General features: G+C 76.3%; 24 protein-coding genes. 15 read left to right on the top strand and 9 right to left on the bottom strand.

What is annotated here, in order from left to right:
* On the bottom strand, positions 1–646 hold a 646-nt coding region (locus F1544_RS16725; RefSeq protein WP_167587256.1), incomplete at its 3' end, for a hemerythrin domain-containing protein.
* A gap of 73 nt (positions 647–719) precedes the next feature.
* On the opposite strand from F1544_RS16725, the gene F1544_RS16720 reads away from it, so the two are divergent.
* Positions 720–1,376, top strand: coding sequence for a CG0192-related protein (locus tag F1544_RS16720; RefSeq protein WP_167587255.1), 657 nt, complete (start codon positions 720–722; stop codon positions 1,374–1,376).
* Between the two features lie 81 nt (positions 1,377–1,457).
* The gene (locus F1544_RS16715; protein ID WP_167587254.1) at positions 1,458–2,372 is read left to right on the top strand and encodes a tetratricopeptide repeat protein; all 915 of its coding nucleotides are present in this window, start codon (positions 1,458–1,460) and stop codon (positions 2,370–2,372) included.
* Between the two features lie 21 nt (positions 2,373–2,393).
* Here the strand turns inward: F1544_RS16715 and F1544_RS26510 are convergent, their stop codons facing one another.
* Positions 2,394–4,061: an alpha-keto acid decarboxylase family protein gene (locus F1544_RS26510; RefSeq protein ID WP_167587253.1), complete on the bottom strand. Its 1,668-nt coding sequence runs from the start codon at positions 4,059–4,061 to the stop codon at positions 2,394–2,396.
* 110 nt (positions 4,062–4,171) lie between these two features.
* Between F1544_RS26510 and F1544_RS16705 the strand changes: the two genes are divergently transcribed.
* The 8 genes from F1544_RS16705 (at position 4,172) to F1544_RS16670 (ending at position 11,920) form a co-directional block, all read left to right on the top strand.
* Entirely contained in the window at positions 4,172–4,633 is a 462-nt protein-coding gene (locus F1544_RS16705; RefSeq protein WP_308470133.1) for an Lrp/AsnC family transcriptional regulator, read from the top strand.
* On the top strand, positions 4,630–7,113 hold the full coding sequence (locus tag F1544_RS16700; RefSeq protein ID WP_167587252.1) for an AAA family ATPase: 2,484 nt from the start codon (positions 4,630–4,632) through the stop codon (positions 7,111–7,113). The genes F1544_RS16705 and F1544_RS16700 overlap by 4 nt, the downstream gene beginning before the upstream one ends.
* A 50-nt stretch (positions 7,114–7,163) precedes the next feature.
* Positions 7,164–8,450 (top strand): alpha/beta fold hydrolase, encoded by a 1,287-nt coding sequence (locus tag F1544_RS16695; RefSeq protein WP_167587251.1) that lies wholly within the window; start codon positions 7,164–7,166, stop codon positions 8,448–8,450.
* Positions 8,451–8,597: 147 nt separating this feature from the next.
* Positions 8,598–9,590 (top strand): hypothetical protein, encoded by a 993-nt coding sequence (locus F1544_RS16690; RefSeq protein ID WP_167587250.1) that lies wholly within the window; start codon positions 8,598–8,600, stop codon positions 9,588–9,590.
* 92 nt (positions 9,591–9,682) lie between these two features.
* Positions 9,683–9,937, top strand: coding sequence for a type B 50S ribosomal protein L31 (locus F1544_RS16685; RefSeq protein ID WP_167587249.1), 255 nt, complete (start codon positions 9,683–9,685; stop codon positions 9,935–9,937).
* Between the two features lie 150 nt (positions 9,938–10,087).
* Positions 10,088–10,255 (top strand): 50S ribosomal protein L33, encoded by a 168-nt coding sequence (rpmG, locus tag F1544_RS16680; RefSeq protein WP_167587248.1) that lies wholly within the window; start codon positions 10,088–10,090, stop codon positions 10,253–10,255.
* Positions 10,256–10,362: 107 nt separating this feature from the next.
* Positions 10,363–11,397, top strand: coding sequence for an Atu2307/SP_0267 family LLM class monooxygenase (locus F1544_RS16675; RefSeq protein ID WP_167587247.1), 1,035 nt, complete (start codon positions 10,363–10,365; stop codon positions 11,395–11,397).
* Positions 11,398–11,431: 34 nt separating this feature from the next.
* Positions 11,432–11,920 carry a GNAT family N-acetyltransferase gene (locus tag F1544_RS16670; RefSeq protein ID WP_167587246.1) on the top strand — a complete coding sequence of 163 codons (489 nt, stop codon included), beginning with the start codon at positions 11,432–11,434 and terminating at the stop codon, positions 11,918–11,920.
* Positions 11,921–11,950: 30 nt separating this feature from the next.
* Here F1544_RS16670 and F1544_RS16665 read toward each other — a convergent pair whose 3' ends face one another.
* From F1544_RS16665 to F1544_RS16655, 3 genes are all read right to left on the bottom strand, one after another.
* Positions 11,951–12,931 carry a pyridoxal-phosphate dependent enzyme gene (locus F1544_RS16665; protein WP_308470132.1) on the bottom strand — a complete coding sequence of 327 codons (981 nt, stop codon included), beginning with the start codon at positions 12,929–12,931 and terminating at the stop codon, positions 11,951–11,953.
* Positions 12,932–13,000: 69 nt separating this feature from the next.
* On the bottom strand, positions 13,001–14,224 hold the full coding sequence (locus F1544_RS16660; RefSeq protein ID WP_167587245.1) for an MFS transporter: 1,224 nt from the start codon (positions 14,222–14,224) through the stop codon (positions 13,001–13,003).
* A 236-nt stretch (positions 14,225–14,460) separates the two neighbouring features.
* Positions 14,461–16,185 carry a S8 family serine peptidase gene (locus F1544_RS16655; protein WP_167587244.1) on the bottom strand — a complete coding sequence of 575 codons (1,725 nt, stop codon included), beginning with the start codon at positions 16,183–16,185 and terminating at the stop codon, positions 14,461–14,463.
* A gap of 213 nt (positions 16,186–16,398) precedes the next feature.
* Here F1544_RS16655 and F1544_RS16650 point away from each other — a divergent pair, with 213 nt between their 5' ends.
* Positions 16,399–17,811 carry a glucose-6-phosphate dehydrogenase gene (locus tag F1544_RS16650; RefSeq protein ID WP_308470131.1) on the top strand — a complete coding sequence of 471 codons (1,413 nt, stop codon included), beginning with the start codon at positions 16,399–16,401 and terminating at the stop codon, positions 17,809–17,811.
* Between the two features lie 81 nt (positions 17,812–17,892).
* Positions 17,893–18,882, top strand: a complete 990-nt coding sequence (locus F1544_RS16645; RefSeq protein WP_167587243.1) for a D-2-hydroxyacid dehydrogenase — start codon at positions 17,893–17,895, stop codon at positions 18,880–18,882.
* A 6-nt stretch (positions 18,883–18,888) separates the two neighbouring features.
* On the opposite strand, the gene F1544_RS16640 is transcribed toward F1544_RS16645, so the two are convergent.
* The 4 genes from F1544_RS16640 to F1544_RS16625 form a co-directional block, all read right to left on the bottom strand.
* Positions 18,889–19,776, bottom strand: a complete 888-nt coding sequence (locus tag F1544_RS16640) for a metal ABC transporter permease (RefSeq protein WP_167587242.1) — start codon at positions 19,774–19,776, stop codon at positions 18,889–18,891.
* Positions 19,773–20,573, bottom strand: a complete 801-nt coding sequence (locus tag F1544_RS16635) for a metal ABC transporter ATP-binding protein (protein WP_167587241.1) — start codon at positions 20,571–20,573, stop codon at positions 19,773–19,775. The genes F1544_RS16640 and F1544_RS16635 overlap by 4 nt, the downstream gene beginning before the upstream one ends.
* Positions 20,570–21,496: a metal ABC transporter solute-binding protein, Zn/Mn family gene (locus F1544_RS16630; RefSeq protein WP_167587240.1), complete on the bottom strand. Its 927-nt coding sequence runs from the start codon at positions 21,494–21,496 to the stop codon at positions 20,570–20,572. The genes F1544_RS16635 and F1544_RS16630 overlap by 4 nt, the downstream gene beginning before the upstream one ends.
* A gap of 73 nt (positions 21,497–21,569) precedes the next feature.
* A complete protein-coding gene (locus tag F1544_RS16625) occupies positions 21,570–23,858 on the bottom strand; it encodes a hypothetical protein (protein ID WP_167587239.1) in 2,289 nt (762 codons plus the stop codon).
* A 92-nt stretch (positions 23,859–23,950) separates the two neighbouring features.
* On the opposite strand from F1544_RS16625, the gene F1544_RS16620 reads away from it, so the two are divergent.
* The 3 genes from F1544_RS16620 (at position 23,951) to pheA (ending at position 26,657) form a co-directional block, all read left to right on the top strand.
* Complete coding sequence (locus tag F1544_RS16620; RefSeq protein ID WP_167587238.1) at positions 23,951–25,225, top strand: glycosyltransferase 87 family protein; 1,275 nt, start codon at positions 23,951–23,953, stop codon at positions 25,223–25,225.
* Between the two features lie 84 nt (positions 25,226–25,309).
* Complete coding sequence (locus F1544_RS16615) at positions 25,310–25,603, top strand: WhiB family transcriptional regulator (protein WP_167587237.1); 294 nt, start codon at positions 25,310–25,312, stop codon at positions 25,601–25,603.
* Positions 25,604–25,676: 73 nt separating this feature from the next.
* Positions 25,677–26,657 (top strand): prephenate dehydratase, encoded by a 981-nt coding sequence (gene pheA, locus F1544_RS16610; RefSeq protein ID WP_308470130.1) that lies wholly within the window; start codon positions 25,677–25,679, stop codon positions 26,655–26,657.
* The last annotated feature ends 31 nt before the right edge of the window (positions 26,658–26,688 follow it).

Genomic DNA, 26,688 nt, shown 5'->3' with positions numbered 1-26,688 from the left:
CGGCGGTCAGCACGACGGTGCGCGTGCGGGAACCCCGCGGCAGCACGTGGTCCACGCCGTCCTTGACGCGGTCGCTCACCGCCAGCGGGATCCCGGCGAGCGCGTTGCCCGGGGGTCGGCGGGGGATCCGCGGGTGCGGTCGCGTGGGCGAGGTGCGCCGCGACGCCTCCCACGCGGTGCCGATCGCCCGCAGCTGCGCGGGGCTCGCGACCTGCTGCAGGCGCGGCAGCAGCTCGTCCTCCTCGTCGTGCGCGTCGTGGCGGATCACCGCGAACGCCTCGCGGACCAGGGCGTCGTAGTCCGGGGCCTGCGGGTCCGCCGTCTGCAGCTGTTCCAGCATCTCGTTGATCTGCTGGTGGTCGCCCTCGATGTGCGCGGTCAGGTCCGCGTCGTCCGGCAGGTGCCGGCGGTAGGCGGGGAACAGCACCGTCTCCTCGGCGAAGGCGTGCCGCAGGGCGCGTTCGGCGAGCTCGGCGACGATCTCGCCCCGCTTCCCGGCGTCGGGTTCCGCGTCGTAGGCGTGCATGAGCGCGTCGAGGTCGGCGTGGTCGTGGCTCTGCCGGGACAGGATGCTGCGGCGGCCGCCGCGCTGCTCCTCCGACTGCTCGGCGACCGACACGAGCTGCTGGCGGGAGGGGAGGGACATGCGGCCCGACTACCCGCGGGCGGCCCGCCCATGCGCCCGCCGCGCGAACCCGCCGCCGCCCTAGCATCCGGGCATGGCCCTCATCCACCGCGCCGAGATCCGCCCGACGAAGCTCGAGCTGCTCGAGGCGTGGCTGCCCGGGCGCCCCTGGTCCCCGGCGGGCTCGGGCGAGGCGCGGCAGGAGGTGAGGGCGCTGCGCAAGGTCGCCTCGGCGCGCTTCGACGACCCCGCCGGCGAGGTGGGCGTCGAGCTGATGGTCGTCCGGGCGGGCGGGGACGGGCCGCTGCTGCACGTGCCGCTCACCTACCGCGCCGCGCCGCTGGCGGGTGCCGAGCACGCGCTGGTCGGCACGATGGAGCACTCGGTGCTGGGGCTGCGCCACGTCTACGACGGCTGCGCCGACCCGGTGTTCGTCGCCGCGCTCGCCCGGACCGTCCTGACCGGCGGCCGGCAGGCCGACGAGGTCGTCGAGGGCGACCCCGGCCCCCGCGCGCCCGACGTGGTCCTGGCCGGCAGCGGCCGCCCGGGCGAGCCCGTCCCCGACCTCGCCCCGGTGCGCGTCGTCGCGGACGGCGACCCGGCCGTCGTCACCGCCGGGAGCCTCGTGGTGGAGGTGCTGCGGGTGCTCGGACCGGCGGGTGCGCGGGCCGGTGGCGAGGGCGCGACCCTGCACGCCACCTGGGCCGCGCACCCCGAGCCCGTGCTGCTCGCCCGCGTCCGGACCGCCTGAGCCGCACCTCCTCAGCGGCGCCACCGGAGCGCAGGTGCTCGAGACCGTGCGTGGCCGTCGGCGGGGTGGGAGGCTCCGGCCGTGACGGACGAGCTGGGCGAACGGCTGCGCGCCGCGTGGGTCGCCGACTCCGCGGACGCCCTCGTCGACGTCGGCTGCGACCTCGCCGAGGAGGGCCGCCAGGAGGAGGCCGAGGAGTGCTTCCGCCGGGCCGTCGCGCTGGGCGAGGACTGGGTCTGGTTCAACGTCGGCAACACCGTCCGGGAGCTCGGCCGCCCGCAGGAGGCCGTCGTCGCCTACGAGCGGGCGCTCACGGCCGGGGAGACCGACGCGTGGCTGAACCTCGGCGCGGTCCTGGAGGAGCTGGGTGACCTGAGCGGCGCCATGCGCGCCTACTCCCGCGCGGGCGAGGACGCGGGCGACCCGGAGGGGTTCCTGCGCCTGGCGCAGCTGCTGCACGAGCAGGGGGAGCAGGGCAGCGCCGAGGCCGCCGCGCAGCGGGCCGCGGAGACCGGGCACCTGCCCGCCGTCGGGCTCCTCGCGTCCTGGCGCTGGGAGCGGACCCGCGACGTCGCGCTGGAACCCGCTCTGCGGGAGGGGTCCGCGGTGTCCGGCAGCGCCCGCGCGGACCTGGCGCAGCTGCTGATCGAGACGGGCCGCCGCGACGAGGCGCGCGCCGAGCTGGAGCGCGGCGCGAAGCTCGGGCAGCGCGAGTGCTGGCTGCCGCTGGGCAACCTCCACGCCGGCGACGACCTGCCGGACCCCGCGGACGCCCCTGACGGCGAACCCGCCGCGGTCGACCTCGCCGCCGCCGAGGACGCGTACCGCGCGGGCATCGCGGCGGGCGACACCCACTGCCACCACAACCTCGGCGTCCTGCTGCTGCAGCGCGGCGACGCCACCGCGGCGGAGGAGGAGTTCCGCGCCGGGGCCGACGCGGGGGACGAGCTGGCGCAGCGGGCGCTGCGCCGGCTGCAGGGTCCCGGCACCGGCTGAACCGCTGCGCCGCCGGGTGTCTCAGCCGGCCGTCGCGGAGTTCCGCTCGGCGAGGGCCCGCAGCAGCGGCGGCGCGTCGAAGGGGTCGAGCACCGCCTCGACGAGGACGAACGACGCGGTGTCCTCCCCGGCGGCCTTGAGCGCCTGCGCGAGCTCCGCCGCGGTGGTCGCCAGGTGGTAGCTCAGCGACGGCCCGACCAGGGCGGCCGCGAGACCGTGCCAGTCCCAGGGCGTCACGTCGTTGTAGCCGGCCGTCGGGCTCTGCAGCGCCCGCTCGATCGTGTACCCGGCGTTGTTCAGCAGGACCACGACCGGCCGCACGCCCGCCGCAGCGGTGCTGCCCAGGTCCTGCACCGTCATCTGCGCGGCGCCGTCGCCGATCAGCAGGACGGGCCGGCGGCCGGGGTCCGCGAGCCCCTGCCCCAGCACGGCGGGCAGCGCGTAGCCGATGGAGTTCCACACGGGCTGCCCGACGAACACCGTGTCGGCGGGCAGCCGCAGGCCGGCGGCGCCCCAGAACGACGTGCCCGTGTCGGCGAGCAGCGCCGTCCCCGACGGCAGCCAGTCCTGCACGACGGACCAGAGCGCCTGCTGCGTCAGCGGTCCCACGCCGAGCTCCAGCGGCGCGGGCGGGCCCGGGCGCGGCACCGGCGCCGCGGCGGGGCGGGCGGCGAACTGCTCCGCGAGCACCCCGACGGCGTCGGCCAGGCCCACGGCGTGCGCGGGGCCGTCGCCCACCACGGCCGTCGTGGCCTCCAGGCGCACGGTGCGCGCGTCGGCCGGGCGGTGCGTGAAGAACCCCGACAGCACGTCGGTCATGACGACGCCGAGGTGGACGACGACGTCCGCGGCCTCGACCAGCGCGGCGGCGGACGCGTCGACCATCGTCCCCGCGTACGTCCCCGCGAAGAGGGGGTGGTCCTCGTCCAGGCAGCCCTTGGCCGACAGCGTCGTGACGAACGGGACGCCGCCCGCGACGGCGGCCGCGAGGACCGCACCCGCGAGGCCGCACCGGTCGACGAGGTGGCCCACGACGAGCACGGGGCGCTCGGCGCCGGCGAGCAGCCCGGCGAGGTCCGCGCCGAACGCCGCGACGTCGGCCGGGGAAGGGACGGCCGTCAGCGGGGTCGCGAGCCGGGTCGCGTCCACGGGCAGCTCCGCGAGGTCCGCGGGCACGCTGAGGTAGGCCGGGCGGCGGTGCACGGTCGCGGCGAGGACGGCGGCGTCGACCTGCTCGGCCGCGCGCTGCGCCGTGAGCGTCTCCTGCACCACGGTGACCTGCGCGTAGGCCTGCGAGAACCGGTCGAAGACGCCGTCGGCGAGGGTGTGGTGCAGCAGCACCCCGCGCGCCACCGCGGTGGTGGCGGGGGAGCCGGCGACGTGCAGCACGGGCACGTCCTCGGCGGCGCTGCCGGCGACGGCGTTGAAGCAGCTGAGCTCCCCGACGCCGTACGTGGTCACGAGCGCGGCCAGCCCGCGGCGGCGCGCGTAGGCGTCCGCGGCGTACCCGGCACCCAGCTCGTTGGGGGAGCGGACCCACGTGAGGCCCTCGACCCGCGCGAGCCCGTCGAGCAGCGTCAGGTTGAAGTCGCCGGGCACCCCGAAGAGGTGCTCGACCCCGGCCTGCAGCAGCCGGTGGCCGAGGTACTCGGCGACGGTGACGGTCTCGGTCCCGGGGAGCGGCTGCACGTCGTCAGCGTCGAGGTGGTTAGCATCGTGCGCAACAGACGTCTCCGGCGTTGAGCACGGTGCTCAACCTTGCCGGGGGTGGAGGGGGAGGACTGCGCACCGTGCCGTCCGTGGACACGACCGACGCCCGGATCCTCCTGGCCCTCGACGACGACCCGGACGCGACCGTCCTCGGCCTCGCGGGCACCCTCGGGCTGGCCCGCAACACCGTGCACGCGCGGCTGCGCCGGCTGCGGGAGTCCGGCGCCCTGGGGGCACCGAGCCGCCGCGTCGACCCGGCCGCCCTCGGCTACCCGCTGCTGGCGCTCGTGACGCTGTCCATCAGCCAGTCGCAGACGGCCGAGACGACGGCCGGGATCGCGGGGATCCCCGAGGTGGTCGAGGTCCTCGCGACCACCGGCGACGGGGACCTGCTGGCCCGGGTCGTCGCGCGCGACACCCGCGACCTGCACCGCGTCGGCAACCTCGTCCTCGCCGTGCCCGGCGTCCTGCGCTCCAGCACCGTCATCGTCCTGGAGGAGGTCCTGCCCGCGACCGTCGTGCCGCTGCTGCAGAGGGCGGCGCGCGGATGACCGGGTCCATCGGCGACGGGTCCATCGGCGTCCGGGGGGCGCGCGAGAACAACCTGCGCGACGTCGACGTCGACGTGCCCCGCGACGCCGTCGTGGTGTTCACGGGCGTGTCGGGTTCGGGCAAGTCCTCGCTCGCGTTCGGCACGATCTTCGCCGAGTCCCAGCGGCGCTACCTGGAGTCCGTCGCGCCCTACGCGCGCCGGCTGATCCAGCAGGTCGCCGCCCCGCACGTCGACGCCGTCACGGGCGTGCCGCCCGCGGTCGCCGTGCGGCAGAACCGCTCCGGTGCCTCGTCCCGGTCCAGCGTCGGCACCGTCACGACGCTCTCGAACTCCCTGCGCCTGCTGTTCTCCCGCGCGGGTCAGTACCCGGCGGGGGCGCCGCGGCTGGACTCCGACGCGTTCAGCCCGAACACCGCGGCGGGGGCGTGCCCGCGCTGCCACGGCGTCGGCACCGAGTTCTCCGTCACCGAGGCCTCCGTCGTCCCCGACCCCTCGCTGAGCATCCGCGAGGGGGCGATCGCGGCCTGGCCCCGGGCCTGGCAGGGCAAGAACTTCCGCGACGTCCTCGCGACGCTCGGCCACGACGTGGACGTCCCGTGGCGCGACCTGCCGCGCGCCGAGCGGGACTGGATCCTGTTCACCGACGAGAAGCCGGTCGTCACCGTCCACCCCGTCCGCGAGGCGAACCGCATCCAGCGGCCCTACCGGGGGACGTGGACCAGCGTGCGCGACCACGTGCTGACGACGTTCGCGGGCACCGGGTCGGCGGTGACGAAGGAGCGGCTGCGCGCCTACCTCGACCAGCGGCCGTGCCCGGCCTGCGACGGCCGGCGGCTGCGCCCCGAGGCGCTCGCGGTGCGCTTCGCCGGGCACGACGTCGTCGAGCTGTCGGCGCTGCCGCTGCAGCGCCTCGCCGGGCTGCTGGCGGAGCAGGACCTCCCCTCCGACGGCCCCGCCCGGGTCCTCGTGGGCGACCTGCTGCAGCGCGCGGCCGCCGTCGTGGACCTGGGGCTCGGCTACCTGGCGCTGGACCGGAGCGTCCCGACCCTGTCGACGGGGGAGCTGCAGCGGCTGCGGCTGGCGACCCAGCTGCGGTCGGGGCTGTTCGGCGTCGTCTACGTCCTCGACGAGCCCTCGGCGGGCCTGCACCCCGTCGACACCGCGGCCCTGCAGGAGGTCCTCGCGGGGCTGCGCGACGCCGGCAACAGCGTGCTCGTCGTCGAGCACGACATGGACGTCGCCCGCGCGGCGGACTGGCTGGTCGACGTGGGCCCCGGGGCGGGCGGCGGCGGCGGCCGGGTGCTGCACAGCGGCCCGGTCGCGGGGCTGCTGGACGTCGAGGAGTCGGTGACGCGGGAGTTCCTCGCGGCGCGCACCGTGCCCGTGCGGGCCGTCCCCCGCACGCCCACCGGGCGGCTGGAGGTGCGCGGGGCGAGCCTGCACACCGTCCGCGACCTCGACGTCGACCTGCCGCTCGGCACCCTCACCGCCGTGACCGGGGTGTCGGGCGCGGGCAAGTCCACGCTGGTCTCGGGGATCCTCGCCGACGCGGTCGCGCGGCACCTGGGTGCGGACGCCGCCCCGGACGCGGGCGACGAGGACGAGGGCGCTGAGGACGACGCTGGCGAGCAGCCGCCGGCCCCCGTGGACCGGCCCACCGCCGCGGTCTCCGGGCTCGACGCCGTCACCCGGCTGATCCGGGTGGACCAGCGCCCCATCGGCCGCACCCCGCGCTCCAACCTCGCCACCTACACCGGCCTGTTCGACGCCGTCCGCGCCGCCTTCGCCCGGGAGCCGGCGGCCCGGGCGCGCCGCTGGAGCGCGAGCCGCTTCTCCTTCAACGTCGCGGCCGGGCGCTGCCCGACGTGCCGCGGCGAGGGGGCCGTCGCGGTCGAGCTGCTGTTCCTGCCCGGCACGTGGTCGCCGTGCCCGGACTGCCGCGGGTCCCGCTACGCCCCCGAGACCCTCGAGGTCACCCACCGCGGCCGGAGCATCGCCGACGTGCTGGACCTCACCGTCGACGAGGCCTGCGAGGCCCTCGACGACGTCCCCGGTGCCGTCCGCGGCCTGCAGGCGCTGCGGGCCATCGGCCTCGGCTACCTGCGCCTGGGCCAGCCCGCCACGGAGCTGTCGGGGGGCGAGGCGCAGCGCATCAAGCTGGCCACCGAGCTGCAGCGCACCAGCGTCGCCGGCACCCTCTACCTGCTCGACGAGCCGACGACGGGCCTGCACCCGGCCGACGTGCGCCGCCTCCTCGCCCTGCTGCACGAGCTGGTCGACGGCGGCAGCACCGTCGTGGTCGTCGAGCACGACCCGGCCGTCCTGCTCGCCGCGGACTGGCTCGTCGACCTCGGCCCCGGGGGCGGGGACGAGGGCGGCCGCGTCGTGCCCACCGGGACCCCAGCCGACGTGGTGCGCGCCGGGGTCGGGACGACGGCGCAGCACCTCGCCCGCGTCGCGGGGGACCTCGCCCCCTGAGGTCGGGCGCGGGGAGACACCGCCGGGCGCCGTTCGGGCAGACTCGCTCCGTGCGCACCCCGACCGTCACGACGCAGACCCACCGCATCGACGGTCACACCGTCTCCGCCCACGTCGTCGAGGCCCCGCTCGACCACGCGGCGCCGGACGGGCCCCGCATCGAGGTGTTCGCCCGCGAGTTCGTCCGCGACGGCGGCGAGGACCGCCCACGGCTGCTGTTCCTGCAGGGCGGGCCGGGCCACCGCTCGCCGCGCCCCGACCTCGTCGGCGGCTGGCTCGACCGCGCGCTGGAGGACCACCGCGTCGTCCTGCTCGACCAGCGCGGCACGGGGCTGTCCTCGCCCGTGAACGCCTCGACGCTCGGCCACCTGACGCCCGCCGAGCAGGCCGCGCACCTCGGCTGCTTCCGCGCCGACGCGATCGTCGCCGACGCCGAGGTGCTGCGCGCCGCGCTGGGCGGGGACCCCTGGTCGCTGCTCGGCCAGAGCTTCGGGGGGTTCGTCGCGACCTGCTACCTCTCCCGCGCGCCGCACGGCCTGCGCGAGGTCTACGTCACCGCCGGGCTGCCGGGGCTGCGCACCTCCGCCGACGACGTCTACCGGGCCACCTACCGGCAGACGCTGCGCCGCAACGAGGAGTTCTTCGCGCGCTACCCCGGCGACCTCGCCGTGACGGCCGCGGTCAGCGCGCACCTGGACGGCGAGGTGGAGCTCCTTCCGACCGGGGAGCGGCTGTCGTCGCGCCGGTTCCGCCAGCTCGGCACGCACCTGGGCGCGACGTCGCGCTTCGACGCGCTGCACCTGCTGCTGGAGGAGCCGTTCACGACCGTGCGCGGCACCCGGCGGCTGCGCGAGGAGTTCCTGCTCGACGTCGGGCCGGTGCTGTCCTTCGCGGGGGCGCCGCTGTACGCGGCGCTGCACGAGTCGATCTACGCGCAGGGGGCGGCGACGCACTGGTCCGCGCAGCGCGTCCGGGCGGAGTTCGACGAGTTCGCCCTCGACGCCGGAGGGGAGTTCCGGTTCACGGGTGAGCACGTCTACCCGTGGCAGTTCGAGGAGGACCCGGCCCTGCGCTGGCTGCGCGAGGCCGCGGAGCTGCTGGCGGCCCGCACCGACTGGCCGGCGCTGTACGACCCGGAGGCGCTCGCGCACAACGAGGTGCCCCTCGCCGCAGCCGTCTACGTCGAGGACATGTTCGTGCCCTACGAGTTCTCGGCCGCCACGGCCCGCGCGGTCCGCGGCGCCCGCACCTACGTGACGAACGAGCACCACCACGACGGGCTGCGCCTGGACGGGTCCGCGCTGCTGGACAAGCTGATCGCGCTGCGCCGGCGCTGACGGACGCCGTTCCTCACCTCCGGCGTCAAGCGCGGGACCTCGCCGGCCGATGCACCAGGGAGGTCGTGCCGCCACCGGTGCGCCCGCGGACCACGGGCCACCCGGCGCCGGGCCGGACGGTGTCGTGCAGGAACGGTGAGGAGAGCCATGAGCAGCCAGACGGAGGCGCCTGCGGACGCGGGCGAGAGCATCGCCGCGCGGGCCGCGGCCGCGCGCGCCGCGGCCGCCCGGGCGAACGCCGAGGCGGCGGCCCTCGCCGACGCCGCGGCCGCCGAGGCCGCGGCCGAGGCCGCCGCGCTAAAGCAGGCGGCCAGCGCCGCCCAGGTGGCCGCGCAGACCGCCGCCGTCGAGGCCGCCACCTACAAGCAGAAGGCCCTCGACTCCAGCGCGGACCTCGACGGCGACGACGCCGCCCAGGGCGGACGCCCCGCGGAGCTGGGCACCCGGCTCGCGGCCTCCTACCTGGGCCGCCTCGCCGCGCTCGTCGGCGTCGGCCTCATCGCCGTCGGCGTCGTCCGCTTCCCGCCCGGCCCCCTGGGCCCCGGGATCCTCGTGGGCGCCGGGATCGTCCTCGTCCTGGCCGCGGCGTGCGTCACGGAGGTGCTGCTCGCCCCCGGGCCGCGCCCGTCGATCGTGCGCGTCCTCGTCGCCGCCTTCGGCCTGTCGCTCGGTGCCGCGATGCTCACCGGCGGCATCGCCCACTACGGCGAGCTCCCGACGCGCTGCGCGTTCCTCGTCCCGGTCGGGCTGCTGCTGTCCTTCCTGGCGCACCTGTTCCGCCGCGGCACGCTGCTCGAGGGGGTCGTGAGCTGGGTCGGCGGCGCCGTCGCGGTGCTGACGCTCGCGAGCTTCCTCACCCTGTTCGGCCTCGCCCTGCACGAGACCCGCGCCGCCGAGGCCGCCGAGTCGGGCACCACGACGGGCGAGACCGCGACGACGGGCGAGCACGCGACGACGGAGGAGAGCACGACCGGCGGGACCGCGTCGGACGAGCACGGGACCACCGCGGAGACCGGTGAGCACGCCGCGACCGCCGAGACCGCGACCACCGAGACCGCGACCACCGAGACCGCGACCGCCGAGACGGTGGCGACCACCGAGCACGCCGCGGAGGAGCACGCGACCGCGTCGGAGCACTGAGGTTCCCCACCGCGGAAGCGGGTAGCACTCCCGGGAAGCCTGGCGCGTCCGCCGTCGTTGCGACCGCCACAGCCCCGTCGAGGAGGATCCCCGTGAAGCCTGACCTGCACCCCACCTACGGACCCGTCGTGTTCCGCGACCGGTCGGCCGGTGTGGCCTTCGTGTCGCAGTCCACCCTGGCGAGCCGGGGTGACCTGCCGACGATCGACTGGGAGGACGGCCGCACGCTGCCCGTCTTCGACGTCGACGTCTCGGCGGCGAGCCACCCGTTCTGGACCGGCACCGCGCGCGTCCTGGACGCCGAGGGCCGCGTGGAGAAGTTCCGCCGCCGCTACGGCCAGCGCTGATCCCGACCCCGCCGTGATCATGCAGGGATTACCTGCATGATCACGGCGGGTGGGTGGGGATGAGAACCGGTCGCAGTTGCGTTGAACCCCTCGCAGGAACCACCCACCGCGACGGCAGCGCCGGCGCGGGCACCCAGAGGGGAGCGTCCGATGGCCAAGGCCGCCGACGTCCGTCCGATCGTGAAGCTGAGGTCCACCGGCGGGAGCGGGTACACGTACGTGACCCGCAAGAACCGCCGCAACGACCCCGACCGCCTCGTCGTGCGCAAGTACGACCCGCTGCTGCGGGAGCACGTCGACTTCCGCGAGGAGCGCTGACCTCACCCACCCGGCCGGGGCCGCCTTGACAGGGGCGGCCCCGGCCGAGATGGTTGCTAGAGCAACAACCGAGGTGCCCTGGTGGCCCTCCGACCGAGGAGCGCACCGTGCAGATCGGCATCGACAGCTTCGTCTCGTCCGTGACGGACCCGGACACGGGCCACGCCTCGACCCCGGCGGAGCGCATCGCGCGCCTGCTCGACGAGGTCGTCGCCGCGGACGAGGCGGGTCTGGACACCTTCGGCATCGGCGAGCACCACCGCCCCGAGTTCTACGACTCGGCTCCGCCCGTCCTGCTCGCGGCCGCCGCGGCCCGCACGTCGCGGATCCGCCTGAACAGCGCCGTCTCGGTGCTCAGCGCCAACGACCCCGTCCGGCTGTTCCAGGAGTTCGCGACCCTCGACCTGATCTCGCAGGGCCGTGCGGAGCTCGTCGTGGGGCGCGGGTCCTTCACCGAGGCGTTCCCGCTGTTCGGCCTCGCGCTGGAGGACTACGACTCCCTCTTCGAGGAGAAGCTCGACCTGCTGCTGCGCCTGCGCGAGTCGGCCACCGTGCACTGGTCCGGCCGGCACCGCCCCGCCCTGACGGGCCAGGGCGTCTACCCGCGGCCGTTGCAGGAGAAGCTGCCCATCTGGGTCGGCGTCGGCGGCAGCCCCGAGTCCTTCGTCCGCGCGGGCCTGCTCGGGCTGCCCCTGATGGTCGCCATCATCGGCGGGGAACCCCGTCGGTTCCGCCCGCTCGTCGACCTCTACCGGCGCGCCGGCGCGCAGGCCGGCCACCGCGCCGAGGACCTCGAGGTCTCCATCCACGTCCCCGGTTTCGTCGCCGACACCGACCGCCAGGCCGCCGACGTGTTCTACCCCGGCTACGAGAAGATGTTCGGCGAGATTGGCAAGGAGCGGGGTTTCCCGCCCGTCACCCGCGCCCGCTTCGACGCCAGCCTCGGGCCGGCCAGCGCCCTGTTCGTCGGCAGCCCGCAGACGATCGCCGAGAAGGTCCGCACGGTGTCCGCGGACCTCGGCGGGCTGTCGAGGATCACGCTGCAGATGACGAACCCGATGATCGCCCACCGCGCGATGCTGCACGGCATCGGCCTGCTGGGCACCGAGGTCGCCCCCGCGGTGCGCGCCGCCGCCCGCTGAACCACCGACCTGCGGCTCACGCCAGGATGAACGGGTGAGCACCCCGATCGAGGTCCGCGAGGAACCGCCCGGCAGCCCCGCCGGGCGGTTCCTGCGCACCGCCTACTGGCGCGACGTCGCCGACCTGTGCGCGCTCGACGGCGACGGCGGAACCCTGCCCCCGGGCGACGAGGAGACCCTCGTCGCCCCGCTCGGGACGTTCCTCGTGGCCTCCGGCGGCGGCGCCGACCTCGGGTGCCTCGGCGTGCGGTTCCTCGACGCGGCGGGTGAGGCGCCCGGCCGCGCCGAGCTCAAGCGCCTCTACGTCGCGCCCGCCGCGCGCGGCCTGCGCCTCGGGCGCCGTCTGCTGGACGAGGCGCACGCCTGGGCGCGCGAGCGCGGTGCCCGCGAGGTCGTGCTCGACACCCGCTCGGAGCTCACCGCGGCGCTGCGGCTGTACGCCTCCGCCGGCTACGTCGAGGTCGAGCCGTACAACGACAACCCGCAGGCCCAGGTGTGGATGGCCCGGCGCCTGGACGCCTGACCTGCCGCCGGCCCCGGCGGGACCGCCCCCTCAGCGCGGGCCGGCGAGGCTCGCGGCGTCCGGGTGGCCGAAGAGCCCGGGCAGGCCGCCGCTGTGCAGCAGCACGGTCCGCTGCCCGCGGCGGACGTCGCCCTCGGCCACGGCGGCGACGAGACCCGCTGCGGCGCGGCCGGTGTAGACCGGGTCGAGCACGACGCCCTCGGTGCGGGCCAGCAGCGCCAGCGCGTCCCGGACCGCCGGTGTAAGGCTGCCGTAGCCCTCGCCGACCTGGTCCCGGCGCAGCCGCAGCTCCCCGGGGGCCGGGGTCCCGTCCTCGCGGGCCAGCCCCGCCGCGAACTCCGTCACCCGGTCCACCGGGTCGGGCACCGCGCCCGTGTCGACGCCCAGCACCCGGGAGGCCCCGAGCGCGTGCACCAGCCCGGCCATCGTGCCGCCGGACCCCACCGCGACGACGACCGTCGCGAGGTCCGGGACCTGCTGCAGCAGCTCGGCTCCCGCCTCGGCGTACCCGCGGGCGCCCAGCACGCTGGAACCCCCGAACGGCACGACGGCGGTCGCGGTGCCCGCGGCCCGCAGCGCCGCCGCCTCCTCCTCGACGCGGGCCGCCAGCTCCTGCGGGCCGGCCTCGCCCGCCCAGACGATCCGCGCGCCCAGCAGGCCGTCGAGCAGGAGGTTCCCGCGGGTCTCGCGCGGGGGTCCGCCCTCCAGCACGAGCACGGCGTCCAGGCCCAGGCGGGCCGCGGCGGCCGCGGTCAGCCGGGCGTGGTTGCTCTGCGGCGCACCGCTGGTGACGACCGCGGTGGCCCCGTCCGCCACCGCCGCGCCGATCGTGTGCTCCAGCTTGCGGACCTTGTTGCCGCCCCCGGCGAGACCGCTGAGGTCGTCGCGCTTGAGCACCAGGTCGTCCGGGTCCAGGCCCAGCGCCGCGGCCAGCCGGGGCGCCGCCTCCACCGGAGTGGGCCACGTCCCCAGGCGCACCGCGCCGGCTGCGTGCTGTCGGGTGTCGTCCACCGTGTCTCCTCCAGGGGTCGTGGGCGCCAACCTACCCAGCGGCCTCCGCGGGCCCGGGCGGGCGCCGGGTCACGCCCGGTGCAGCACGGCGTCCCCGGGCAGGGCCACCGTGACCGGGCGCGGCTGGAAGCGGGCCGCGAGCAGCACCACCGGCACGAGCAGCACGGCGGGCAGGGCGAACGCCGGCCCGAGCCCGACCACGGCCGCGAGGGCCCCGACCAGCACGGCCCCGAGCACCGAGCCGGGGTAGGACGCGAGGTTCACGCGGGCGACGACGGCGTCGCTCCGGCTCGCGTCTCCCTCTCCCGCAGCCTCTCCCGCGGCGCTGAACGCGAGCGGCACCAGGGCGCCGACCCCCACGCCCGCCAGCGCGAACCCCGCGACGGCGGCACCCGTCGTCGGCAGCGCGGCGACCGCGGCGCACCCCAGCACGGCCAGGCCCGTCGTCGCGCCGACCAGCCGCGCCCGCCCGGTGCGCAGCACGAGCCGGTCCGTCGCCAGCCGCGTCAGCAGGGTCGCGGCCTGGTAGGCGGCGTAGCCCAGCGGCGCGACGGCGGCCGACGTGCCGAGGTGGTCGCCGAGGTAGACGGAGCTCCAGGTGCTGACGGAGGAGTCGACCGCGAACGCCGCGAGCACGACGCCGCCGAACACCGCGACCGTCCCGCGCGGCAGGCCCGCGGACGCGGCGCGCCGCCCGGTGACCGGGGCCCGCCCACCGGGCACGGGACCACCGCGCACGAGGCTCCCGCGCACGAGGCTCCCGCGCACGAGGACGGCGACGGTCAGCGCGACGCCGGCGGCGACCAGCAGCGTCGTCCCGGCGCCGCCGCCGGGGACCTTCGCGCCCGCGGAGACCACGAGGGCCCCCGCGACGGCCGCGCCGGTCGAGGCGGCGAAGAACCCGCCCATGACCGGGCGGCCCCGCAGCTGCTGCACGAGCACGCCCTGCATCCCGGCCGCGGCGTCGACGAGCCCGAGGCCCGTGCCGTAGCCGGCGAGCGCGGCCAGCAGGACGGCCGTGGAGGACGGCAGGGCCACCAGCGGCAGCGCCGCGGCCTGGACCAGGAGCCCGGTCAGCAGCGCGGCCCGGCTGCCGCGGGCCGCGGCGATCCGCCCGGCGAGCACCGAACCGCCGGCGGCGGCGGCGCAGACCAGCAGGACGACGAGTGCGACGGCCGTGTCGTCGAGGCCCTGGCGGGCCTTCAGCTGCGGCAGGTCCGTCAGCAGGACGGCGTAGCCGAAGCCCTGGGCCGCGTAGGCGGTGGCGACGCAGGCGCGGGGGGTGCGGAGCACGGGCACGTCCTCGGTGTCGTTGCGGCGCAGGGCCGGCCCCCGCTCCAGCACGGTAGGTCGGGGCCCCGGCACCGGGCACGCAGCGTCACCGCATCGGCCCTCCGGGGTCACCCGGACGGGCGAACGGGTGACCACCCGGACCAGCCGCCGAGGGAGGTCCCGGGGAACGCACGAGGGCGGCGCCCCGGGGATCCGGGACGCCGCCCTCGCGAGGCGTGCTGGTCAGGACACGACGGTCAGGAGACCGCGCTGAGCGCGTTCACCACGCCCTGGCCGTAGAAGCCGTTGTCGTCGGCCGGGCCGGCGCAGGTCGCGGTGGTGGTCACGGCTGCGCCCTTCGCCGGGACCCGGCGGTAGGTGAACTGCGCGGGCACGGGGCACGCGACGTCCGTGGCCGTGCCGAGCAGGATCTGCTCCGTCAGCGCCGCGGGCAGCGTGAGCGTCCCGGGGTGCGCGGGGTCCTTCTTCCCGTACCGGCTGACGATCAGCGCGGCGACGCCGGCGGCGTGCGGCGCGGCCATCGAGGTCCCCTGCAGGTACTGGTAGTACCCGCACACGTCGCCGTCGCAGTCCTTCACGACCATGGCCGACGTCGGGTTGCCCGCCGCGTCCACGTCGCCGTTGGCGATCGCGAGGTGCGCCGGGTAGGCGGCCAGGACCTCACCCTTCGGGTCGAGGCGGCCGTTGGCGGTGTCGTAGGCGTCCCCGCCCGGGGCCGACACGTCGGACTGCTCGGTGCCGTAGTTGGAGTAGTACGCCTTGCGGCCCGAGGGGCCCGTCGAGTTCACGGTGACGACGCCGCCGCTCTCGGCCGGGACGTTGAGGCACGTGGAGTTGTCGATGGTCCGCTGCCGGGCCGCCGTGGGGTTGCCCTTCGCGTCGACGGGGTAGTCGGGGCTCGAGGCGTCGACGCCGGGGGCGCCGAGGTCGGTGGCCTCGTTGCCCGACGCGGACACGGGCAGGACGCCCTTGCTGCGCGCGTAGTCCAGCGCGCGCTGCGTGGCCTCCACGACGATGCGCTGCTCCTGCTGCTCGGCGGGGGAGTCCGCCGGGTTCGCGGAGCAGTTGTAGAGCCACGGGTCGACGTAGAAGCTCATGTTCACGACGTCGACGCCCGCGTCGCCCGCGTAGGTGAGGGCGTCGAGCGTGGGCTGCAGGAAGAAGTACCCGCTGTCCTGCCCGGCGCGGATGTTCACCAGCTCCACCCCGGGCGCGACGCCGGCGATCCCGATGCCGTTCAGCGGAGCCCCGATGGTGCTGGCGACGTGCGTGCCGTGGCCGTCGTCGTCGACGTCGGCCGGGTCGACGCAGGAGGCCACCTCGCACGCCCCGTCGATGTCGGGCATGTCGGTGGTGAAGTTCCGGCTCGCCTCGGCGTCGAAGTTCGGCGCGATGTCGGGGTGGCTGCCGTCGACGCCCGTGTCGATGATGCCGACGGTGACCTTCTTGGAGCCCGGCTCGTCGGCGTAGGAGCCGGCCGGGGTGGCGCCGATCGCGGCCATGTCCCACTGCAGGGGCGACAGGGGGTCGCCCGTGCCGCCCTTCTTCTTCTCGGCTGCACCGGTACCGGCGGCCGGCGCGGCGCTGCGCTCGACGTCGGTGAGGCGCTCGACGGCGGCCGCGTCGGAGCGGACCTCGGCGGGGGCCTTGCCGATGCTGCGGTTGCGGGCGGCGCCGACGAGGGCGGGGGCCGCGTCGGCGGCCGCGGCGAACCCGGCGGCGGCGGAGCGGACCAGGGCGTAGCCGACCTCGGCGTTGCTCGAGACGACGGTGCCGCCGGCGGCCGTGATGGCGGCGCGGGCGTCGGTCTCGGCGGTGCCGGGTTCGTAGAGCACGACGTAGTCGCGGGTGGTGGCGGTGGCGGCGAGGGTCGAGTCGGCCGAGGAGGCGGACTGGGTGGCCACGAGGGTCGCGGCCACGATGCTGAGGGTCACCGCGGACCCGAGGATGCTTCGGCGCATTCGTCCTCCTGCAGAGCTGGAACGTGGGGGGCTGGAGGGCGGAGCTCTCGACGGGGTTCACCCGTTCGGAGCAGTGGTGGGGGCGAGCTTGGTGCACAGCGTGTCCTCAGGCAACCGTGTGCAACATCACACCGCCGCGACCCGGGGCGGCGTCGCCGCGGCTGCGCGGGACCGCCCGGGCGGGGTGCGGCGGGGGTGACTACCGTTCACCGGGTGAGCGACGCCCCCACCTCGCAGGACACCCCTCCGACCGCCTTCATCCTCTACGGCGCCACCGGCGACCTGGCCAAGCGCCTGGTCATGCCCGGCTTCGCCGCCCTGGCCGGCGCCGGGCTGCTCCCGGCGCAGTGGCGCCTGATCGGCAGCGGCCGCAAGGAGCTCAGCGACGACGACTACCGCCGCCACGTCCGCGACGGTCTCGAGGAGTTCGGCAAGGGCGTCGGCGACGAGGTCCAGGACGCCGTCGGCGCCGGCCTCCGCTTCGCCGGGGGCGGGTTCAGCGAGGACGACCCGGGCCACCTGCTCGACGTCCTGGCGTCGGTGCGCGAGGAGCTGGGCGACGACGTGCAGCTCGTGCACTACCTCGCCCTGCCGCCGTCGACGTTCGAGGCGTACACGCGGGCGATCGCCGCCCACGGCCTCGCCGACGGCGCCCGCGTCGTCTACGAGAAGCCCTACGGCACCTCCCCGGAGTCCTTCGAGGAGCTCGACCGGCTGGTGCAGTCCGTCTTCACCGAGGAGCAGGTCTTCCGGATCGACCACTTCCTGGGCAAGGAGGCGACCCAGCAGCTGCACGTGCTGCGCTTCGCCAACCGGCTCATCGAGCAGGTCTGGAGCGCCGAGCACGTCGCGCAGGTGCAGATCGACGTCCCCGAGACCCTCGGCGTCGACGAGCGCGCGCAGTTCTACGACGCCACGGGCGCGACCCTCGACATGCTCGTGACGCACCTGCTGCAGGTCGCCGCGGAGGTCGCCCTCGAGCCGCCGGCCTCGCCCGGCCCCGAGGCGCTCCAGCAGGCCCGCGAGTCGGTCCTGGCCTGCTTCCGGCCCGTCGACCCGGCCGAGGTCGTCCTGGGCCAGAGCGACGGCTACCGCGACCTCGCCGACGTCGCGGACGACTCCACGACCGACACCTTCGTCGCGGCCCGGATCTGGGTGGACACCGACCGCTGGCGGGGCGTGCCGTTCGTGCTGCGCACCGGCAAGCAGCTCGCCGAGAGCCACCAGCACGTGACCCTCGTGCTGCGCCCGCCGGTCTCGCGCCAGCACGAGGTCCGCGAGCCCGAGACCATCACCTTCACCCTCAGCGGCAACGGCACCGTGTGGTCGCAGGTCACCGCGCGGCGCCCCGGGGTCTCCGACGACCTGGTCTCCGGGCGGCTGTACCTCGAGCTCGACGACCTGCCCGACGCCGAGCCGCTGCCCGCCTACGCGACGCTGCTGCGCGACGTCCTCGTGGGCGACCGGGCCCTGTTCACCACGGCCGCCGGCCTGCGCGACGCGTGGCGCGTGGTCACGCCGATGCTCGAGCACCGCCCCGACCTGCACCCCTACGCGCCCGGGTCCTGGGGCCCAGCCGCCGCGGACGAGGTCGCCGCTCCCTACGGGTGGTTGTCCCAGCACTGAGCGTCGCGGAACGGGCGTCTCGTCGCCCGTCCGGGGGACCGGTGGGCGCCACCGGTCCCCGGGACCCGTCATGCTCGACGCATGACCGACCGCCCCGACCTGCTCGTCATCGCCGACGCCGCCGACCCCGAGCTGGACGCCCTGGCCTCGCGCGCACAGGTCCGCCGGTTGCACCCGGCCAGCAACGGCCTCGCCGCGGCGCTCGCCGAGGCCGACGCCGTGGTCGTCTGGAACTGCGTGGTCCCGGGCTTCGAGGCGTCCTTCGACGAGGCCCTCGCGGCCACGGGCGGCCTCCCCCGCCTGCGCTGGGTCCACACCACGAGCGCGGGCCCCGACCGGCTGCTCTTCCCCGGCCTGCTCGGGCACCCGGCGACGCTCACCTGCTCCCGCGGCGTGCTCGACGTCGACATGGCCGAGTACGTCCTGACCTGCGTGCTGGCGCTGCTCAAGGACGTCCCCGCGACCGTCCGCCTGCAGGGCGCCTCCCGCTGGCGCCACCGCCGCACGCGCAGCCTCGCGGGCACGCGCGGCCTCGTCGTGGGCGCCGGCTCGATCGGCACCGCGACCGGCCGGCTGCTCGACGCGATGGGCGTCTCCGTGGACGGCGTGGTGCGCGAGCCCCGGCCCGCCGCGGCGCCCTTCGGCGCCCTGCACGCGCCGGGTGACCTGGCCTCGATCGTGGGCGAGTACGACGTCGTCGTCGTGACCGCGCCGCTGACCACCGCGACCGAGGGCCTGGTGAGCGCCGAGGTCATCGCGGCCATGAAGCCGTCGGCGGTCTTCGTCAACGTGGGCCGCGGCCCCGTCGTCGACGAGGAGGCCCTGCTGACCGCCGTGAAGCGCGGCCGCCTCTCCGGCGTCGCCCTGGACGTCTTCACGGTCGAGCCGCTGCCCGCGGACAGCCCCTGGTGGGACGAGCCGCGCGCGATCGTCTCCCCGCACCTCGCGGGCGACTCCGAGGACTTCCTCCTGCGCCTGCAGGGCCTGCTGCTGGAGCAGCTGCAGCGCTTCACCGCGGGCGAGGAGCTGCTCCACGTGGTCGACGCGGAGCACGGGTACGCGACGAGCTGAGCGTCCTCAGTGCGCGTGCGCCGCAGCGGGCGCGGGCGCACCCGCCCGCGCGGCGGGGCGCCGCACCCGGCCCACGAGCCGGCACGCCAGGTAGATGGCGAACGACACCGTCGTGACGTACGGGCTGATGGGGATGCTCGAGCCGAGCGCGAGCAGGGTCCCGCCGACGACCGCGGTGACGGCGAAGGCGACGCTCAGCACGGGCACGAGGAACGGTGACGCGCTGACCCGCACGGCCGCGGCGGCGGGCGTCACGAGCAGGGCCAGCACGAGCAGCGCCCCCACGATCTGCACGCTCATGGCCACGGCGAGCCCGAGCACGAGCATGAACACGGGCGAGAGGACCCGCACGGGCACGCCGCGCGCGGCCGCCAGCTCCGGGTCCAGGCTCGCGAACAGCAGCGGCCGCCAGACCACCGCGAGCGCCGCGACGACGACGGCGGCGATGACCGCGAGCGAGACCAGCTGCGGGTCGTCCACGGCCACGATCTGGCCCGTGAGCAGACCGAACTTGTTGGCCGAGCGGCCCTGGTAGAGCGCGAGGAACAGCACGCCGAGGCCCAGGCCGAACGGCATGAGCACGCCGATGGCGGAGTTGTGCTCCTTCGCCCGCACGCCGAGCACGCCGAACAGGACCGCGGCCAGCACGGAGCCGACCAGCGAGCCGACGACGACGTTCACGCCCAGCAGCAGCGCGGCCGCGGCGCCCGCGAAGCTCAGCTCGCTGATGCCGTGCACCGCGAACGGCAGGTCGCGCGCGACGACGAAGACCCCGACGAGCCCGCCGACGAGCCCGAGCAGGGCGCCCGCGTAGAGCGAGTTGTGGACGAGGTCGAGCAGCGCGCCGTAGTCGCGGAAGTCGAAGACGTCGTTCCAGCCGGTGCCCGCGCTCACGTCGCGACCTCCTCGTGGGGGTGGGGACTGGGGGCGGCGCCCCCGACGACCAGCAGCCGGCCGCCGGACTCGACGACCTCGACGGGGCTGCCGTAGAGCTCCGACAGCGTCGCCGACGTCATGACCTCGGCGGGCGGGCCGATGCGGAAGGCGCCCGCCGCGAGGTACAGGACGCGGTCGACGTAGGGCAGCACGGGGTTGATGTCGTGGGTGACGAAGAGGACCGCGGCGCCGGAGTCGTGGCGGCAGCGGTCGACGAGGCGGCTGACGGCCTGGGCGTGGTGCAGGTCCAGGGACAGCAGGGGCTCGTCGCACAGCAGCAGCGCCGGGTCGCCCACGATGCCCTGGGCCACGCGCAGCCGCTGCTGCTCGCCGCCCGAGAGCCGGCCGACGGGGGCGTCGGCGTAGGAGGTCGCGCCGACGGCGGCCAGGACGCGGTCGACGGCCGCGTCCGCGCGCCGGCTCGGCAGCAGCGGGCCCCAGCGGTGCCCGTCCAGGCCCAGGCGGACGAAGTCGCGGGCCCGCAGGGGCGTGGTCGGCTCCAGGCCGCGCTGCTGGGGGACGTAGCCGATGTCGCGGCCGCCGCGGCGCACGGGCCGCCCGGCGACCTCGATGGTCCCGGCGGACAGGGGCCGCTGGCCGAGGACGACCTTGAGCAGGCTGGTCTTGCCGGCGCCGTTGGCGCCGAGGACGGCGACGAACTCGCCGGGCTCGACGTCGAGGTCGAGGCCCGACCACAGCCGGCGGTCGCCGAAGGCGAGCCCGGCGCCGCGCAGCCGCAGCGCCGGCGGTCTCACGGCCGCAGGGCCGCCGCGACCGCCTCGACGTTCTCGGTCATCCACTGGGTGTAGTCCTTGCCCTCGGGGAGCGTCTCGGTGACGGGCACGACGGCGATCCCCGCGTCGCGGGCCGCCGCGAGCACCTGCTCCGTCTGCGGTCCGCTCGTCTGCTCGTTGTACACGAGGGCCCGCACCTGCCGGTCGGTGAACAGGGCCAGTGTCTCCTGCAGGACGTCGACGGGGACGTCGGTGTCCTCCTCGATGGCCTCGGAGAACTCCACGGGGGTCTTCTCGACCGCGCCGAGCGCGTCCAGCAGGTAGCCGGGGACGGGCTCGGTGATGGCCACGGGCGCGCCGGTCGTCGCGGCGGCGTCGGTGGCGGTGGTCTGCTCCAGGGTGGCGAGCTGCGCGTCGAAGGCGGCCGCGTTGGCGGCGAAGGTCGCGGCGTCGTCGGGGGAGGCCTTCGCCAGCGCGGCCTCGATCGCGGCGGCGACCTTGCGCACGGTCGGCACGTCGTACCAGACGTGCTCGTTCAGCTCCTCGCCCGCGGCGGCCGCCTTGCCCGAGACGTCGACCGCGTTGACGACCGCCACGCCGGGGTTGTCCGCGGCCTTCAGCATCGTGTCGACGAAGTCGTCGTAGCCGCCGCCGTTCTCCACGACCACGTCGGCGCGGGAGAGCTCCAGCTGCGTGCGGGTGTTCGCCTCGTAGGAGTGCGGGTCCGCGGACGGGTCGGTGATGATCGAGGTCACGGTGGCGGCGTCGCCCGCGACGGCGCTCGCGATGCTGCCGTAGACGTCGGTCGAGGCCACGACGCTCAGCCCGCCGGTCTCCGCGCCGGTCGTCGAGCCGCCCCCGCAGCCGGTCAGCAGCAGGGCCGTCGCGACGGCTCCCCCCGCGACGACGGAGGTGCGGGGGCGGGCGGTCGCGGCGCGGGGCATGAGGCTCTTCCTGACGATGGGAACGATTCTCGACAAGAGTAGCGCGGCCGGTCCCGCGGCCCGACCCGGCAGGTCAGCGCACGCCGGCGGGCACGTCCCCCGCCGCGGGCGCCGCGGCCTCCCCGGGCGTCTCGAGCACCCGCGTGCAGGCCGCGAGCAGCAGCGGCACGGCGAGCATCGCGCCCGCGGCGGGCACCGCGGTCCCCGAGTCGTTGACCACGAAGCCGATGCCCAGCAGGACGAGCAGCGCGACGGCGCCCGACTTCACGACCGGGTGGCGGTCGTAGGTGCGCTGCAGCGCCGAGACCCCCAGCGCGGACGGGCGCATGAGCACCCAGCCGATGAAGGCGGCCGCGAACGGCAGCACGACGGTGAACCACGAGCCGACGAGGATGCGCAGGTTCTGCGAGGCCTTGCGCTCGACGACCTGCCACGCCCCGCCGTCCAGCAGGGTCGTGACGAAGCGCCCGAGGTGGGTCTGGTCGTCGGTGGGCCGCAGCCAGTCCGCCACGGCGATCAGCGCGATCGCCAGCACCGTCCCCGCCGCGATGACCAGGACGCGCTGCCACGTGACGCGCACGCCCGCGACGAGCAGCGCGAGCAGCCCGAACGCCGGGATGATCGCCGGCGGCCCGCCGAAGTCGCTGCCGAGGACGCCGTCGACGGCCGTGGCGGCGAGGCCGAGGACGACGACGGAGGCCGTGGCCGCGCGGCGGTGGCCCGTCAGCAGCAGCCGGTCGGCCACCGCCACGGTCAGCAGCAGGGTCCCGACGGCGAACAGCGCGAACTGCGGGTTGCCCAGGCCGTAGAAGCGCCCGGCCACCACGGGCTGCAGGCCGATGAGGCTCGACGTCACGAGCCGCGAGCCGGTCGCCACGTCGACGGCGAGGACCAGCGCGGTCGCCGTGCCGACGAAGCCCATCGGCCCCAGCGGGTGCTGCCGCCACGGCCCGAGCAGCGCCAGCGCCGTGAGGACCGCGACGAAGAGGGCCACGGCGGCCGTGACCGCGAGCAGGTGCGAGCCCGTCCCCGAGCCGGCCCGCCACCACGGGATCGTGTTGGCGAGGTAGGTCGAGGCCGGGACCGCGCCGAACACGACGGCCACGCGGCGCAGCCACGCGAGCACCCGCGGGCGCACGTGGGTCCCGCCCCAAGCGCGCCGCAGCGCGATGGTCGCGACGACGAACAGGACGATCTGCGACAGCACCCAGGCCACCACGAACGGCGGGACCAGCGGCTGGATGGCCTGCGCGGCCAGGTCGAGGTCGCGGACCTTGCCGACGCGGTCCGCGGCGGAGGCGTCCGCGTCGGTCGCGGTGACGGGGGCGCCCACGAGGCCCGCGGTCGCCGTGTCGCTGCCCAGCGCGAGCGCGAGCACGGTGGGGGCCAGGTCGGTCGTCTGCAGGATGCCCGTCTGCCGGGTGGAGCGGCTGCCGAGCAGCCCGTCGTAGCGGCCGCCGCCGGGCGCCGGGCCCGTGGCGGCGGCGAACTGCAGGTGGGGCGTGCGGCCCGCGTCGGCGATCGAGGCGACGAGCAGCGTCGGGTCGCCCGCCGCGGCCGCGACGGCGGCCTGCACCGCGGCGACGCGCGCGTCGACGAGCGCGACCTGCTCCGCCCGGCTCGCGGCGGGGGCGGCCTCCTCGCGGGGCAGGTCCGCCGGGTCGCGCACGGCGCCCGCGTCGACGACCACGACCATCGTCCCGGCCGCGAGCTGCTCCGCGACGGCCGCGCCCAGCGCGGCGGGCTCCCAGCCCGCGCCGCCGGGGTCCACGACGGTGCCCGCGACCCGGCCGTCCGGCCCGGCCAGGGCGACGCCCGCACCGGGCCCCAGCGCCGCGGTGCTCACCCCGCCGCCGGCCAGCGCCGGCCCGAGCAGCCCGGGGGTCGCGCCGTAGGTGCCGCGCGCGGCGATCGCGGTGTAGGCGGCGAAGTCCGGCTGGACGCCGTCGCGGACCGGCGCGATCGGCGCGCAGGGCGCGTTGACGTGCTCCGCGGACGTCCCGGCCGAGTCGGTCGCGCGGCGGCCCGAGGACAGCGCGAGCCAGCCGTCGCCGGGGCAGGCGGCCGTGAACACCGAGCGGACCGCGACCGTGCCGACCGCCCCGCCGTCGGCCATCCCCGCGAGCGCCGGGGTCGCCGACGCCGACACGTCCGACCAGCTGACGCCGCCCGTGCCCACGAGGACGAGCGGGTGCGTGGCCAGGCCCGAGGCAGTCTGGGTCGCCGCCCGGGTGGCCGTCTGGGTCGCCGCCCGGGCCGGGGTCGCGCCCAGGAGCCCGAGCAGCGCGACGACAGCGCCCAGCAGCGCGAGGACGCGGGCGGTCGCGGACGGGTGGGGCAGGAGGCGTCGGGACGGCGGCACGGCCCCAGGCTAGGAGAGCGCGGGCGGCGCGCGGGCCTCCCGCGGGGGGCGGGTGGGCGAGTCCGGTGCAGACCTGCGGCAGGATCGCCACCGTGCAGACGGAGCGGAGCGGTCGCGTCGGGTGGCGGGTGCTGGGCGTCCTGCTGCTGCTGCTCGCGGCGGCGCCGATCGTCCACCGGTACCTGGTGGCCTACCCCGACGACCAGTGGCAGGTCGACCTCGAGGTCTACCGCGAGGCCGGCCGCAGCCTGCTGATCGGCCGCCCGGTGTACCTCTTCGAGACCGAGGTGCCCCAGCTCCTGCCCTTCACCTACCCGACGTTCTCGGCCGTGCTGGCGATCCCGCTCGCGCTCGTGCCGTTCGGCGTCGCGGGCTGGCTGTGGACGGCGTTCCAGCTGGCGCTGCTGTGGTTCACGGTCGGGCTGGCCTTCCGGCCGCTGCTGGAGCGCGCCGGTGCGCGGGCCGGGCTCGCGCAGGGGGCCGTGGCGGCGGCGTGCGTGTGGATCTCCCCGATCGGGGAGGGCATCCGCTTCGGCCAGGTCAACGCGGTGCTCGTCGCGCTCTGCCTGCTCGACGTGGTCCGCGGGCGCGACGGCATCACGATCGCGGGCCGCCACGTCCGCTGGCCGCGCGGCGCGCTCATCGGCGTCGCCGTCGCGATCAAGCTGACGCCGGGCGTCTTCCTCGTCCACTTCGCCGTCACGCGGCAGTGGCGGGAGCTGCGCAACGCCGTCGCGGCGGCCGTCGCGGTCACGCTGGGCACGTTCCTCGTCGCGCCCGAGGCGTCCGCGGAGTACTGGACGTCGGCGCTGCTGTCCTCCGACCGCCTCGGCCCCAACGCGGGCTCGTCCAACCAGTCGCTGCGCGGGGCGCTGCTGCGGCTGTACCTCCCCGACGGCCTGACGCAGGCGCTGTGGGTCGTGCTCGCCCTGACGGCCGGGGTGCTGGCGTACGGCGTCGCGCGCTCGATGCACCGCCGCGGCTCGCTCGTGGGCGAGGCCGCTGCGTGCGGGATGGTCGCGATCCTCGTCTCGCCCGTCTCGTGGCTGCACCACGTGCACTGGGGCCTGCTGGTGCTCGCGGCCGTGGTGGGCGACGGGCGCGTGCGGCGGCGGGTGGTGATCGCCGCGGTGCAGCTGGCGGCGCTGTGGGTCGCGTGGCCGTGGGTGGGGGCCGGCCTGCTGGCCTCGGCGACCGTGCCGACGGTCCTGGCGCGCATCGTGCAGAACGGCGACCTCTGGTGGACCATCGCCGCCCTGGTGGTGCTGCACCGCGTGGTGACGCCCCGTCCGGGCTCACCCGAAGGGCCCAGCGCGGGGGTTGACAATCCGGGGACACGCCGGGCGCCAATCACAGCCCGTGACTAATCCGTCGCTTAGCGTTTAAGGTTCTGACCTCCGGGGCAAAGACGGCTCACGACGCATCGCCGTCAGCACCACTGAGGGGGGACCGTGAACGACACGACACGTGGACTGCGACCGACCGTCGACGCCTGGGAGTGGCAGCTGGCCGGCTCCTGCCGCGACGCGGATCCGGAGCTCTTCTTCCACCCCGAGCTCGAACGGGGCGCCTCGCGCCAGCACCGCGACGCCGCGGCGCTGGCCGTCTGCGCCGAGTGCCCCGTCCTGCGCCAGTGCCGCGAGCACGTCCTGCGGCACAAGGAGAGCTACGGGGTCTGGGGCGGGCTCACCGAGGAGCAGCGCGAGAGCGCGTGGAACGAGCGGCGCCTCAAGCGCGCCAGCTGAGCCGCGGGCAGACGGGGGACGCCGGGTGCGGTCGGGCCCGGCGGCCCCGGTCGCCGGGCTACTGTGCTCGACCGTGCCCGAGACCCCGTCCACCCCGTCCGCACCCACCGCCCTGCGGTACGCGTTCTTCGGGCCGGTGGGGACCTTCTCCGAGGCGGCCCTGCGCACCGTCGTGCCGGACGCGCCCGCGGAGGCCATGGCCAGCGTGGACGCCACGATCGACGCCGTGCGCACCGGACGTGCCGACGTCGGCTGCGTCCCCATCGAGAACTCCGTCGAGGGCGGCGTGCCCGCGACCCTCGACGGCCTCGCCGTGGGCGAGCCCCTCGTGGTCGTCGCCGAGGTCGTCCTGCCCGTGAGCTTCGTCCTCGCCGTCCGGCCCGGGACGGCGCTCGCGGACGTGCGCACGGTCAGCACCCACACGCACGCCTACGCGCAGGTGCGGCGCTGGCTGCACGCGGCCGTGCCCGGCGCGGCCTACGTGCCCGCCTCCTCCACGGCCGCCGCGGCCGAGTCCCTGGCGCTGGAGGTTTCCGACGGGGTCCCGGCCGGCTTCGACGCCGCCATCTGCGCGCCCTTCGCCGCGCGCCGCTTCGGCCTCGACGTCCTCGCCGAGCGCATCGAGGACCGCGAGGGCGCCCAGACGCGCTTCGTCCTGCTCTCGCGGCCCGGCGTCGGCCCGGCCCCGGCGCCCACGGGCGACGACAAGACCTCCCTCGTCGTGTTCCTGCGCGAGGAGCGCCCGGGTGCCCTCGTCGAGGCCCTGGAGCAGTTCGTCACGCGCGGGATCAACCTGACGCGGATCGAGTCGCGCCCCTCCGGTGACGCCCTGGGCCGCTACTGCTTCTCCATCGACTGCGACGGGCACGTGGGTGACGCGCGGGTCGGCGAGGCCCTCATGGGGCTGCACCGCGTGTGCGAGCGGGTCCGCTTCGTCGGCAGCTACCCCCGCTCCGACGGCGGGCACGCCGTGACGGGCAGCGGGCCCAGCGACGAGGCCTTCGCGAGCGCCCAGGCCTGGCTGGACCGCCTGCGGGGCGGCGCCGCCGGCTGAGCGGCGCGCGTCTGACCTGCGGATCGTCACG

The sequence above is a fragment of the Kineococcus rubinsiae genome (assembly GCF_011839805.1).
Lineage (GTDB): Bacteria > Actinomycetota > Actinomycetes > Actinomycetales > Kineococcaceae > Kineococcus > Kineococcus rubinsiae.
The sequence above is the reverse complement of the archived record's forward strand: the minus strand, read 5'-3'. Positions and strand labels throughout refer to the sequence as shown.

Coding starts and splice junctions, on each gene's coding strand:
- F1544_RS16720 (WP_167587255.1), top strand. CDS start 720: ATGGCCCTCATCCACCGCGCCGAGATCCGCCCGACGAAGCTCGAGCTG.
- F1544_RS16700 (WP_167587252.1), top strand. CDS start 4,630: ATGACCGGGTCCATCGGCGACGGGTCCATCGGCGTCCGGGGGGCGCGC.
- F1544_RS16690 (WP_167587250.1), top strand. CDS start 8,598: ATGAGCAGCCAGACGGAGGCGCCTGCGGACGCGGGCGAGAGCATCGCC.
- rpmG (WP_167587248.1), top strand. CDS start 10,088: ATGGCCAAGGCCGCCGACGTCCGTCCGATCGTGAAGCTGAGGTCCACC.
- F1544_RS16655 (WP_167587244.1), bottom strand. CDS start 16,185: ATGCGCCGAAGCATCCTCGGGTCCGCGGTGACCCTCAGCATCGTGGCC.
- F1544_RS16645 (WP_167587243.1), top strand. CDS start 17,893: ATGACCGACCGCCCCGACCTGCTCGTCATCGCCGACGCCGCCGACCCC.
- F1544_RS16630 (WP_167587240.1), bottom strand. CDS start 21,496: ATGCCCCGCGCCGCGACCGCCCGCCCCCGCACCTCCGTCGTCGCGGGG.